Source organism: Nocardia tenerifensis NBRC 101015 (genome assembly GCF_000308715.1).
Taxonomy (GTDB): domain Bacteria; phylum Actinomycetota; class Actinomycetes; order Mycobacteriales; family Mycobacteriaceae; genus Nocardia; species Nocardia tenerifensis.
The window spans coordinates 1-12,402 of sequence record NZ_BAGH01000166.1 but is presented as its reverse complement, the minus strand read 5'-3'; the positions used below and the strand labels follow the sequence as shown (position 1 = coordinate 12,402).

13 protein-coding genes are annotated in these 12,402 nt (G+C 68.5%); 5 read left to right on the top strand and 8 right to left on the bottom strand.

What is annotated here, in order from left to right:
• From ON39_RS48745 to ON39_RS13175, 3 genes are all read left to right on the top strand, one after another.
• The coding region (locus tag ON39_RS48745; protein WP_218006160.1) for a hypothetical protein at window positions 1-347 on the top strand (347 nt) is incomplete at its 5' end.
• Between the two features lie 879 nt (window positions 348-1,226).
• Window positions 1,227-2,096 (top strand): M23 family metallopeptidase, encoded by an 870-nt coding sequence (locus ON39_RS47260; RefSeq protein WP_373283686.1) that lies wholly within the window; start codon window positions 1,227-1,229, stop codon window positions 2,094-2,096.
• A gap of 214 nt (window positions 2,097-2,310) precedes the next feature.
• Complete coding sequence (locus ON39_RS13175; protein ID WP_040734132.1) at window positions 2,311-2,730, top strand: SRPBCC family protein; 420 nt, start codon at window positions 2,311-2,313, stop codon at window positions 2,728-2,730.
• Here the strand turns inward: ON39_RS13175 and recN are convergent.
• The 6 genes from recN to ON39_RS13145 all read right to left on the bottom strand — a co-directional run bounded on the left by recN (window position 2,727) and on the right by ON39_RS13145 (window position 8,068).
• Window positions 2,727-4,502, bottom strand: coding sequence for a DNA repair protein RecN (recN, locus tag ON39_RS13170; RefSeq protein WP_040734129.1), 1,776 nt, complete (start codon window positions 4,500-4,502; stop codon window positions 2,727-2,729). The genes ON39_RS13175 and recN overlap by 4 nt on opposite strands.
• Window positions 4,480-5,439 carry an NAD kinase gene (locus tag ON39_RS13165; RefSeq protein WP_040734139.1) on the bottom strand — a complete coding sequence of 320 codons (960 nt, stop codon included), beginning with the start codon at window positions 5,437-5,439 and terminating at the stop codon, window positions 4,480-4,482. The genes recN and ON39_RS13165 overlap by 23 nt, the downstream gene beginning before the upstream one ends.
• Window positions 5,436-6,257, bottom strand: coding sequence for a TlyA family RNA methyltransferase (locus ON39_RS13160; protein ID WP_040734127.1), 822 nt, complete (start codon window positions 6,255-6,257; stop codon window positions 5,436-5,438). The genes ON39_RS13165 and ON39_RS13160 overlap by 4 nt, the downstream gene beginning before the upstream one ends.
• A 1-nt stretch (window position 6,258) precedes the next feature.
• The gene (locus ON39_RS13155; protein ID WP_306307542.1) at window positions 6,259-6,567 is read right to left on the bottom strand and encodes a hypothetical protein; all 309 of its coding nucleotides are present in this window, start codon (window positions 6,565-6,567) and stop codon (window positions 6,259-6,261) included.
• A gap of 13 nt (window positions 6,568-6,580) precedes the next feature.
• Window positions 6,581-7,489 (bottom strand): HAD-IIA family hydrolase, encoded by a 909-nt coding sequence (locus ON39_RS13150; RefSeq protein WP_040734125.1) that lies wholly within the window; start codon window positions 7,487-7,489, stop codon window positions 6,581-6,583.
• 192 nt (window positions 7,490-7,681) lie between these two features.
• Complete coding sequence (locus tag ON39_RS13145) at window positions 7,682-8,068, bottom strand: winged helix-turn-helix transcriptional regulator (protein WP_246003262.1); 387 nt, start codon at window positions 8,066-8,068, stop codon at window positions 7,682-7,684.
• A 197-nt stretch (window positions 8,069-8,265) separates the two neighbouring features.
• On the opposite strand from ON39_RS13145, the gene ON39_RS48740 reads away from it, so the two are divergent.
• Together ON39_RS48740 and ON39_RS48735 are read left to right on the top strand one after the other, a co-directional pair.
• Complete coding sequence (locus ON39_RS48740) at window positions 8,266-9,363, top strand: DUF6670 family protein (protein ID WP_157195454.1); 1,098 nt, start codon at window positions 8,266-8,268, stop codon at window positions 9,361-9,363.
• Window positions 9,364-9,425: 62 nt separating this feature from the next.
• A complete protein-coding gene (locus ON39_RS48735; RefSeq protein WP_157195453.1) occupies window positions 9,426-10,427 on the top strand; it encodes an alpha/beta hydrolase in 1,002 nt (333 codons plus the stop codon).
• A 431-nt stretch (window positions 10,428-10,858) separates the two neighbouring features.
• Here the strand turns inward: ON39_RS48735 and ON39_RS13130 are convergent, their stop codons facing one another.
• Window positions 10,859-11,170, bottom strand: a complete 312-nt coding sequence (locus tag ON39_RS13130) for a hypothetical protein (RefSeq protein WP_040734121.1) — start codon at window positions 11,168-11,170, stop codon at window positions 10,859-10,861.
• Between the two features lie 194 nt (window positions 11,171-11,364).
• Window positions 11,365-11,772: an SgcJ/EcaC family oxidoreductase gene (locus ON39_RS13125; RefSeq protein WP_040734120.1), complete on the bottom strand. Its 408-nt coding sequence runs from the start codon at window positions 11,770-11,772 to the stop codon at window positions 11,365-11,367.
• Window positions 11,773-12,402 lie beyond the last annotated feature (630 nt).

The window sequence follows — 12,402 nt, the reverse complement described above, 5'->3', positions numbered from 1 at the left end:
CCGCTAAACCCGAGCAGGTTCCGGTTCAGCCGCCCGCGCCGACCCCGCCCGTCCCCGGGGAGCGGGAGCCCGGGACTTACCCGCCTGATCGCCGTCGCAAGGATCCGTCGCCGTTCAAGCAGGAGGGCCTGCCGGAACGTGGTCTGCGGGAACGAATTGCGCAGACCCTGAAAGAGATGGGCGTTCCGGCCTGGGCTGTCGCCGCGGTGACCGTCGCCATTGTCGCCGCGCTGGCCGATCCAGAACCGTTCAGCAAGATCGCCGCCATCGTGGGGGTGGCCGCGGCGACCGCGATTCTGATCGCGATCGGCCGGCTGGGGGACGCGCCGTCGGGGCCTTCCGCTTGAATGGATTATTTGGACAGTCAACACATCTCGGATAATCCGAGAATAAGGCCATGTCGAAATGTCCGGATCGGCGACTAAACTGTGTCGACTGTCACAAGAGGCAACTATTTTGCGTGTCTAACTAGCGCCGTTGCTACCGTTTCGTTACCGTCGGCCGACATCGATGATCGCTCGACGTGACGCTGCGAAGGACTAGGGCTGGATGCGCTTCGGAACAACCGCGAATAACGGGGTATCGCACCGGATTTCGGACATATCGCGCGGGGCGGGAAGTTTCCGGCAATTCAGACAGATGTGGTCGGTGCAGTGAGCAGGCATTGGCCGGTCGGTACCGGGCGAGGATTCGTGGCGGGTTCCGTTCGTTCGCGCTATCACCACGCGTACCCGACTGACCAGGCAGGTTCGTGGTCGCCGCTGAATGACCAGTGGCCGCCGGATGAGCAGTGGGCTGCCGAAGATCAGTCGGCGAGCGAGGACCAGCGGCCGACCGAAGATCGCTGGGTGAACAAAGCCCAGTCGGCGTCCGAAGCCCAGTGGCCGAATGACGGCCGGTGGGCGACAGAAGCTCAGTGGACGAACGAGGACCAGTGGGCGGCCGAAGATCGCTGGGCAAACGAAGATCGGTGCGCGGCCAAAACTCAGTGGGCAGCTGGAGATCAATCGGCAAACGAGGACCGGTGGCCGACCGACGATCGGTGGGCGGTCGAAGATCGGTGGGCGACCGACGATCGGTGGGCGGACGAAGATCGGTGGGCGGACGAAGATCGGTGGGCGACCGCGAACCGGTGGCCGAACGAAGATCAGTCGGCGGCCGATGATCGGTGGGTAGCCGAAAACCCGTGGGCGACCGACGATCGGTGGTCGGCCGGTGTCCGTTCGGTGACCGACCAGTGGGCGGCGAAGGACCAGTCGGCGACCGAAAACCGCTGGGCGAACGAAGAACAGTCAGCGCAGACCGCCGAACCGCGGCCATCGGCAGCCCGGCGATTGCCGATCGCAATTCGCCCTGCTCCACGCAGACGTCGCGGCGGCAAACATCGCATGCCCGCACCACCCGCCGCACTGAAGGGCCGCGCGGCCATCGTCGCGGTAGCCGCAGGCGCGTTCGTCGCCGCGGGACAGCAGTTGATGCCCAGCGGCGAGAAGGTGCCGATGGACAACGTGGCGCCGATGGCGCTCGGGCAGCCGCAGGCCGTGGCCGCGCCGCCGACCGGCGTGGAAACCGCCGGCACCGAACCGGGACTGCTCGAGGAGGGGCCGGCCGACCTGGGGCAGTTCGCCGACATGCTGAACAACGGCAGCAAGGTTGCGGACGAGATCGCCGCGCAGGTGCAGGCGAAACTGCGCCCGCTGTTCACGAAGTTCACCTCCGGCACCTTCACCTCCGGTTACGGAATGCGTTGGGGCGCACTGCATGCCGGCGTCGATATCGCCGCGCCCATCGGCACGCCGATCGTCGCGGTCGAGGACGGCACGGTGATCAGCGCGGGGCCGGCGAGCGGCTTCGGCATGTGGGTGCGGTTGCTCGGCGACGACGGGACCGTCACCGTCTACGGCCACATCAATACGGCGCTGGTGAGCGTGGGCCAGCACGTCCTGGCCGGCGACCAGATCGCCACGGTCGGCGATCGTGGCGAGTCCACGGGACCGCACTGCCACTTCGAGGTCTGGCTCAACGGCACCGAGCGCGTCGACCCATTGCCCTGGCTCGCCACCCGCGGCATCAGCCTCGGCCCCGAACGCGACTGACCCGTTCATCTTTACCGCGAGATGTCACCCGTCAGCACAGCTCGGGCGCTGGCCGCCGACCACGCCACATGATGGGAGGTGGCATCCCGCGATCTGCCGCGTCGGCCGTTGATTCGGCAAGCTCGCTGTCTGTGACACCAGTTACATCGGCTCACGACTCACCCATCGGTTACCTATATGCTGCCCGTCACAGGTAACTCGAAGAGGAGGCCCCATGGCCAGCACGACCGTCGACGCCGTCATCGCCGCCCCGCGCGAGGTGGTGTATCGGCTCTTCGCCGACCGCGAGAGCATCAACCCGTACCTCCCGATCACCGTCAAGCTGACCAAGCCCGGCCTGACCGAGCGCGAGGGCGTCGGCGCGCAGCACCTGCTCGGCGTCGGTCCCGTCGGCGTCACCGAGGAGATCACCAAGCTCGTCCCCGGCGAGCGCATGGAGTACAAGATCGTCAAGGGCGCCCCGGTGAAGCGCCACGTCGGCGTCGTCACCTTCACCGACGCCCCCAACGGCACCCAGGTCTCCTACACCATGGAGTCCGACCCCAGCCTCCCCGTCCCCGCCAAGGTCCTCGAGTTCGGCCTGAAGAATCTGATCACCCAGTTCATCAAGGCGGCCCAGAAGGCTGTCCGCTAAACGCTCGCGCCGGACTTCTCCGCGCGTGCGAGTTCCAGCAGCTCCTCGGCGTGGGCGCGGCCGGTCTCCGTATCATCCAAACCGGCCAGCATGCGGGCCAATTCGATGACGCGCTCGTCCTTGGTCAACGCGTGCACGCCGCTGTTGACCTTGCCCTTGCCGTCGTCGGACTTGTCGACCACCAGGTGGGTGTCGGCGAAGGCGGCGACCTGCGGTAGGTGGGTTACCACGATGACCTGGTGGGTGCGGGCGAGGCGGGCCAGGCGGCGACCGATCTCGACCGCGGCCCGGCCGCCGACGCCGGCGTCGACCTCGTCGAAGACCATGGTCGCCCCGTGATCGGAGCTGGCGAGGACCACCTCGAGGGCGAGCATCACCCGGGAGAGCTCACCGCCGGATGCGCTCTTGCTCAACGGAAGTGACTGCGCGCCGGAGTGCGCGGACAATCGGAACTCCACCTCGTCGACGCCGGATGACCCGGCGTGCAACTCTTTTCCGTCGATGGTCAGCGGCGCGGAGTCCTGCGGCCCGGCGGGCATGGGGCGAACCTCGACCTCGAGCCGCGCCTTTCCCATTGCGAGACCGCCCAATTCGGCGCTCACCGCCGACGCGAGCTTCCCGGCCGCCTTCTTGCGCGCGGCACTCAGCTTGCGCGCCGCCTCCCGCACCCGCTCGGCCGCGATATCGACCTCGGCCGCCAACGCCGCCAGCGCCTCCTCGGACACGTCGAGCGAGCCGAGCCGGGCGCGCGCGTCGTCGGCCCAGGCGATCACCCCGTCGATATCCGGCGCGTACTTGCGGGTCAGCGATTTCAGCTCGGCCTGCCGGGTGAGCAGCGAGTCGAGCGCACCGGGATCCGACGGCAGATCCGACAGATAACCGCTGAGTTCGGTGGTCAGGTCCACCACGACGGCGATGGCCTCACCGAGCCGGGGCCCGAGCGCGGTCAGCGCGGGATCGTGGGCGGCGTCGATGCGGGCGCGCGCGGCGCCGAGCAATTCCAATGCGCCGGAACCCTCTTCGGGCGAATCGGTGGGCCCGGCGAGCGCGTCGTGCGCGGTCGCGGCGGCCTCGCGCAGCGAGTCGAGATCGCTGAGCCGGCGGACCTCGTCGACGATGCGCACGTCCTCGCCGGGTTCCGGTGCGATGGCGTCGATCTCGGCCAGCGAGTGCTGCAACCGGTCCGCCTCCTGCGCCAATTCCCTACTGCGCGCGGTCCGTTCGAGCAGCTCGGTGCGCGCGTCCAGCCAGGCGCGGCGGTGCACACCGTATTTGCGCAGCAGCGGTCCGACGGTGTCGGCGGCGAACTGGTCCAGCGCGGACAACTGCTGATCGGGCCGCTGCAAACGCAGCTGATCGTTCTGCCCGTGCACCGTGAGCAGCGGCGCGGTGAAGTCGGCGAGCACCGAGGCGGGCACGCCGCGCCCGCCCAGATGCGCCCGCGAGCGACCGTCGCTGCCGACCGTGCGGATCGCGATGATGCTGCCGTCGTCGTCCTGCTCGGCCGCGGCCGACTCCAGCACCTGCGTCACCTCGGCGCGGGCGGCGTCGTTCACGTCCTCGACGGTGAACCGCCCCTCCACCACCGCGCGGGCCGCGCCGAGCCGCACCCGGCCCGCGTCGGCGCGCGCCCCGCTCAGCAGGTGCAGGCTGGTGACGACCATCGTCTTGCCCGCGCCGGTCTCGCCGGTGAGCACGGTGAGGCCCTCGTGGAATTGCGCGGTGGCCGTGGAGATGACGCCAAGGCCGTCAATCCTGATCTCGGTCAGCATTCGTGCTCTCCGTTCGCCGTCGGCCACGCCAGCCTGTCACGGGCAATTGGAATTTGCGCACCATCCGGTCCGCGAACGGCGCGGAGTCCAGCCGCACCCAGCGCACCGGCTGGGCGCCGCGAACCGCCTCCAGCCGGCCGCCGCGCGGTAGCTCGACGGTGCGCCTGCCATCCAGGAAAACTATCGCATCGTGACCGGTGGCCACGCACTCGACCGCGATCCGCGACTCCGGGCTGGTCACCAGCGGCCGCGCGAACAGCGCGTGGGCGTTGCTCGGAACCACAAGCAGCGCTTCGAGTTCGGGCCACACCACCGGACCGCCCGCGGAGAACGCGTAAGCGGTCGAGCCGGTGGGGGTGGAGATCAGGATGCCGTCGCAGCCGAACGCCGACACCGGCCGCCCGTCCACCTCCAGCACCAGCTCCAAAACCCCTGTCCGCGAGGCGTTCTCGATGCTGCCCTCGTTCAGCGCCCAGCCGGTCTGCACCACCTCGTCGTCCACCCGGACGGTGAAGTCGATCGTCATCCGCTGTTCTATGCGGTATTCGCCCCGAACCACATGGGCCAGTGCGTCATCCAGGTTCTCGGCCTCGGCCTCGGTGAGAAAACCGATGCGCCCCAGGTTGATTCCCAGCACCGGCACCTCGGCCGGGCGGGCGAGTTCGGCGGCGCGCAGGAAGGTGCCGTCGCCGCCGAGCACCAGCACCATCTCGCAGCCGACCGCGGCGTCGGGCCCGTGCTCGACCACCCGCACCGGGAAGCCGGCCGGCTCGGCCTCGAACCGCGTGTCCACGGCCTCGTCCGCGAGTACCCGCAGGCAGATGCCCGCGTCCGCGAAGATCTTCGCCACCCGGTGGGCGGTCTCGATGATCTCCGCGCGGCCCGGATGCGAGACAAGCAGGATCTCCCGGCCACCGGACCTCGTCGGCGCGTTCACTGTGGACCCTCCTCAACCGCACGCTCGACGAGAGCGGCGACTCGCTCACCGTCGTACTCCGGCTGCCCGTCCTTGCGCAGCCACACGAAGTATTCGACATTGCCCGACGGGCCCGGCAACGGGCTCGCCACAACGGCTTCGGTGCGCAGGCCGAGCGCCGCGGCCGCGGTGGCGACCTCGCGCACCGCCTCGGCACGCAGCGCCGGGTCGCGCACCACCCCGCCGCTGCCGACGCGGTCCTTGCCTACCTCGAACTGCGGTTTCACCATCGGCAGCAGGTCGGCGCCGGGCGCGGTGCAGGCGGCCAGCGCGGGCAGCACCAGGCCGAGCGAGATGAACGAGAGGTCACCGACGACCAGTTCGACTGGGCCGCCGATCATTTCGGGCGTGAGGTTGCGCACGTTGGTGCGGTCGAGCACGCGCACCCGGTCGTCGTTCTGTAGTCGCCAGATCAGCTGGCCGTACCCGACGTCCACCGCGACCACCTCGCGCGCCTCGCGCGACAGCAGCACATCGGTGAAACCGCCGGTCGACGCGCCGGCGTCGAGACAGCGTTTGCCCGCGACGGACAGTCCGGCGGGCTCGAACGCCGCCAGTGCGCCGAGCAGCTTGTGCGCGCCGCGCGAGGCCCACGACACCTCGTCGGGCTGCTCGCGAACCAGCAGCGGAGTCCCCGCCTCGACCGCGGTCGCCGGTTTCACGGCGACCGTTCCAGCTATCAGGACGCGACCCGCACCGATCAGCTCGACCGCGTGCTCCCGCGATCTCGCCAATCCGCGGCGAACCAGTTCGGCGTCCACGCGCGCGCGTCTGGCCACCTCAGATCTTGTCCACCGTGGCCAGGGCCTGCACGAGCACGTCGTGCGCCTGCTCCAGGATGCGCGCGCGGCGGGTGATGTCCGTGCCCGAGTCGGCGCTCTCGGCCGGCGAGCCGGGCCAGGTGGTGCGCGTCGTGAGTTCGGCGAGCAGGCCGTCGATCTCGTCGCGGATGCGCGCCGGGTCGGCAGGCTCGGTACGCCCTTGGGCACCGGGGAGATGCTGACCCGGCAGCGGGGCCCCGGGGCGGGGGCCGTTCGCGCCAGGCGTGTGCATACCGGGGCCGGTCGGGCGGGGCATGGGAGTAGTCATCGTGGCGTCAACGCTATCGGATTTCCGAACCGGACGCGCGTACCGTCACCGCTCGTCCCGGGTTGCGCCGCAGGCGGTCGGCGAGGTCCGCGGCGAGGTCGCTCGGGTCGATGTCCGTTTCGGCCGGAATGGGCGGATGGTTGAGCGCGTCCAGCGAGTCCGCGACATAGGTGGGGACGAACTTCGCGGGCGCATCCTTCAGTTCGTCAAGAGTGCTGACGCCGGTCAGCACCAGCAGGGACTCGAGACCGACGGCGTTCGCGCCTTCGATATCGGTGTCGAGTCGATCGCCGACCACCAGGGCACTGCGGGTGCCCGCGCGCTCGAGGGCGTCCTCGAGCAGGGGCGCGTAGGGCTTGCCCGCCACGATCGGTTCGCGGTCCGACGCGGCGCGCAGGGCCGCGACCATCGATCCGTTGCCCGGCGCGAGGCCGCGCTCGGTCGGCAAGGTTCTGTCGGTATTGGCCGCGACCCACAGTGCGTCCGCACGCAGGGCGTAGGCGGCTTCGGAGAGATCGGCCCAGCAGGTTTGTGGTGAATGTCCTTGCACCACAGCGGCGGGCGGGGTGTCGGTGAAGTGGCGGACCGGGTGCAGCCCCACCCCGGACACCTCGGCGGCCAGATCATCGGTGCCGACGATCAGCACGTCCGCGCCCGGCGCGAGCCGTTCGGCCAGCAGGCGGGCGGCGGCCTGCGCGCTCGTCACCACCTCGTCGGTGGTCGCTGTAAAACCCAGTTCGGCCAGGTGCGCGGCGACCGACTCCGGGGACCTGCTCGCGTTGTTCGTCACGTACATGAGCCGCTGCGCGGGCCCCTCGACGGCCAGCGCAGCCGGGGCACCCTCGATCACGACCGGACCGCGATACAGGGTGCCGTCCAGATCCAGCAGCAAAGCTTCGTAACGATCTCGTAGGCGCTCCACACCACTCTCCGTGTCGGTCGGCACCGTGCCGAACTCTGCTTCCGCCGCACACCTTCCACCGGTTCACGGCTGTGATCCCTGGTGGATCTTCGCGCCGCAGCGGCGCCTTCGGCAGATCAAAACACTACGCCAGCGGACCGACAGGAACCGCACGGCGGTGGACTGTTCCCGCCGCGTCGGGCGGCGTGACGGTCACACGAGTCCGCTCTTGTCGGCGGGCTGGCCGAGGGTGAACGTGTCGACACCGAGGTGCCTGGCCCAGTTGTGCGACCAGGCTTTCAACGGCGCGAGGGCGTAGAGCAACTCGACCCCGATCGGAGTGAGGGTGTACTTGCCCGTCGGCGTGGTTTCGGTCACTTCCGCGGCGGTCAGTTCTTGCAAGCGGGTGCTGAGCACGCTGGAGGAGATGTCGGGCAAAGCGCGTCGCAACTCTCGAAATCCTACCGGTTCGGCGCGTAACTGCCACAGGATGACGATGGCCCAGCGGCGGCCGAGGAGGTCGAACGCGGCCATGAGTGGCTGGCCAGTGCTGGAACCACGCACGGGCTTGCCCGGCATCGGTGGTCTTGCTTCGCTCACCCACCGAACTGTACGGTGGTTTGAAAATCGAACCAAATTCGATCGGCTTGCTCGGCGTCCCGCAGCGGTGTGGAAGGAGCTACGCGGTGAGCACCCACTGCGTTGGCGTCGCTGGATTCGGCGGCCCCACCGGTTGTCGGCTATCAGCACCGGCCGGCAACGTCACCGAGGCTTCGCCCAATAAAGGAACGCGATATATGAGTGGCGCCATTCGACGGCTCTCGACCGCGGCGTTGCTCGCGGCCTCGCGCCGGTTGTTCAACGGTGCGGCGGAGACCGACGCACCGTTCCCGCATCACGAGCTTCTACGCCCGCATACGAGCGGGCGACGATATACCGCGGCGCATTGGAACGTCGTCATCCCCGATCTTCCTGCCCCACACCGCTTTCTAGGTTGCGCGGTAATCGTCGGCCGCCCCGGCATGCGCGCGTTCGACCTCGACCACGCCGTCGTCGGCTCGCCACGGACCACCCTCACCCTCGCCGCGGGAACCGCTGCGACAGCGCCGGACTGGTTCTCGGCCTATCACGTCCGCGACGACTGCGACCTGCACGCCGACGGCTCCCGTCTACGGATCGCTGACGCGCTGACCATCACCGGCGCGTTCCCCACCTACCGAATACAGCTGCGGCGCCCGGGTTTCGCACTCGACGTCGAAGCCGAATGCGCCGACCGGATCACCCGTTTCATCCGCAGTCCCATCTACGACCACCTCGGCTATCCGGCCACCTATCGCGGAACCCTGCACTGGCGCGAGCAGTCCACGCCGATCGAAGGGCTGTTATCGCTGGAATACGCACGCATCAGCTCCACCACCGCGATCATCGATCGCCCGGTGCCGCGCGCGTTGAAGCTGCCGATCGATGTCTTCACCTGGCAGGTGATCAAGCTCGGACCGAGCACACTGCTGATGCTCGCCGCAATGGGCGTGGGCACCGACTTGGCCACCGCCGCCTACCTCAAAGACCTTGGCGGCCAAGACCACCGCTACGTGCGAGGCGTGCGACTCGACGTGCTGGACTACCACGACCAACCGGTCATCGCCCCCGACGGCGCCGCCACCCGGCTGCCACGCCGATTCCGCTGGCTCATTCCCACGGCTTCACCCACCGAACTGATCGTCACCACCGACACCCACGTCATCTACGGCCTGGGACGAGGCTGGATCGGCGGCGTCGACTACGAGGGCACCCACGAGGGGCGACCCGTCGCCGGAAGCGCGTACTACGAATACGTCGGCCCCCGCACCGCGCTGCCCGGACATCCACGAGAGAAAGCCCAGCGAGTTCGATGAAAACAAATATCGCGGCACAGATCAGAAGCAGCGAGCGCCTGCTCGGGACTGCGATGCAGTCGGTGGGCGCTCGCGCACTGTCAGGGAACTCCTGGTGGTGGGCGGTGCTGGCGCCCAGACGCCCGGTCGTCGACGGGCAGCGGCTCTCGGCCCGCCTGCACGTGCTCGCCACCCTCGGCAAACGGGAAGTACTCGCGCTACGGCCTCCAACACCGGCAGCCCGCGCCCGCTTCGACGCACTGACACGGATCGCCGGCGGCAGCGAGCACGCCGAGGTCACCGTCACCACTGTCGCGATCCCGGGTCCAGCCGGTCCGCTCCGAGCGAGACTGTATGAACCCCAAGGACTTTCGGGCCAGTGCGGGCTGCTGGTGTATGTGCACGGAGGCGGCTGGCATCTGGGCAGCGCCGCAGGATTCGACGTCACCGCGCGCCTGCTGGCCGCACGCGCCCATGTCAAAGTGCTGTCCCTCGATTACCGCCTCGCTCCCGAGCATCGCTTCCCCGCGGCATTCGACGACGTACTCGCCGGATACCGCTTCGCCGTCGATCACGCACCGAACTGGAACGTCGACCCCGCGCGGATCGCGGTCGGCGGCGACAGCGCCGGGGGTAACCTCGCCGCGGCGACAGCCCTGCAGCTCGGCGCGGACCCGCGCTACCGTCCCGCGCTGGCGCTGCTCCTGTACCCCGTCGTCGACACCCGCATGGACGGCTACGCATCCAGCGACCTGTTCAGCGTGCCCCTCGACCGAGGCTGCGTCGAACGAGCCCTGCGCTGGTACGCGCACCACTCCTCCGACCCACGCGTGTGCGTGATCGGAGCACCGGACCTGTCCCGCATGCCCGACACCCACATCGCCGTCGCGGGATTCGACGTCCTGCGCGACCAAGGCGAAGCACTGGCCCACCGGCTCGACCACGCCGCCGTGCCGGTGACACTGCGGCGCTATGACAATCTGCCGCACGGATTCGCCAGCATGCTGATAGATCCGGAGGCGCGGGCCGCCACCGAAGACATCGCAGACACCCTCGGCACGCGACTCGGAACTGTGCAGACGTGATGAGGTGGGGCGCCATTGCCGGCTTGCACTCGGCAGCTCGACACGCCTCGGGCGAACAGGCGGTTGGGTGAGTAGCAGACTGCGGCGGTGGACTTCGGCGACGCCAGGAGGATGAGGTGGGCTGCCGTTGGCCGGCTTGCACTCGGGCCGCTCGACACGCCCCGAGCGGACAGGCGGTCGGGGTGAATGTGCAGAACTGCGGCGGTGGACTTCGGCGACGCCAGGAGACCGGTAGGAACGGCATGGCGTTGGGGTGCATAGTCGCGCGGTGGTCGTGCCGGGTGTCTGACGATTCGCTTGTGCCTTGCGCCGTCTGATGATTCGCGGTGGTCGTGAGATGCGTCGGGTGGATCAACGGTCGTTGAACGACGAGCGGGGCATGAGGCGGCTGGTCTGATTCGCCGTCGTCATGCCCCGCTCGTTCGGGATGGCTAGCTCGTGACGCAGTTGCCTTCGCCGTCGGCCTTGCCCGCCTTCGGGGACATGATGCCCGGGACCGAGCAGTCCGTGTCCTTCGGCATCGGGACGAACTTCACTTCGTCCTGTCCGGCCTGATGGCACGTCGCCTTGGCCGACACACCGCCCGGCAGGTTGATGCTCTCGGTGTATTCGAGACCGGCCTGCTCGCAAGCCTTCTTCGCTTCCTGCCCATAGTTGGTCTCAGCGTTGGCCGAGGCGGTGCCCATCGCCGTCAGCGCGGCGGCGGCCAAGCCGACGAATACCGTGACCCGAACAGAACTCATCGTGAATCTCCTTTGATTTCGGATAGTCTCGTGACGTATCGCTGACTTACACCGCGTCGTCACTCGAAGTCGGCACACCAGTAGCGATTTCGCGCCACGAGAACCCTACGCGGTCCCCGTCAGGCTAGTTGGGCATTCCCTCGAAGATCAACGCGGGCAAGCGAAGTAAAGGCATCACGTCGTGCGAGCGCAGGTCATTGCGCCAGCACCGGACTGCTGTGATAAGCCGCGATCAACCACCGGCCGTCCCGCTTCTCCAATACCCACGTGGCGTTCACCTTTCGCGCGTCACCCGGAATCTCGGTCTCCCCGGCGAACAGGATGGCGGATTCGCTGACGACGATCGCGCCGTCCCTGCCGACAAAACGAATACTCAGCTGCCGGTCGGCGGTTCGGCTGCCCGCGAGTGGCCCCTCGAAACTCGCGGCCAGGTTCTTACGAATCTCCTCGCGGCCGTCCCGGAGCGAACCAGGCAGGATGGCCGTCGCGTCCACCGTGTAGTCGGCGACCATCCGATCAACATCACCCACCTCCCACGCCTTGTAGAAATCACTCAGCACCGCCTGGACCGCAACCTGGTCCTCAGCACGATTGTCGGACATCGGATTCTCCCTTCGGCCCGCCGCGGACCGGCAAGCTCGTCGATACATACCGGCACCGCACCCCGAACTCATCGCGCGAAAACTTCGCACTCTCTCTCGGGATGCGCACCGTCTCTAGGGCACTAGAGACGGTGCGCATCCCGAGAGAGAGTGCGGGATTTGATCGACGACGGTCGCGAACTCCGAGGAGGTGCTCGGGGGTCCACGCGGGAGTCGGCGGCGCGCTGGAGGGGATGCCCGGGACGACGAGGCGCGGCTGATCTTCCCTCGGGGTGCGCCGCTGGTTCGGCTGGGGCTTCTTCGAGTTCCAGATCGGCGAGGCGCGTAGGGCCACGGGCGCCGCGTGAGGTGCTCGGTCCAGCGGGGCGGCCAGCCGAGGGCTCGCCGTAGTCTACGGGGTTGTGCTGGGCGGCGCGAACGCGGAAATACGTTGGCTTGCGGGTACATACGCTGGGTCGCAAACCGGCGAGCATCGATCACGAGCACCGCGGGCCGCGTTCGACGGCATAACGGCGCAGACGAACCGCATCCAGGTCGGACGTGGTGCCTCACGGGACTGCGCCCTCTGCGCGAGGCAGCGCTGTATCGAGGCGGTGCCTCGCGGGACTACGCCCTGTGCGCGAGCCAGTG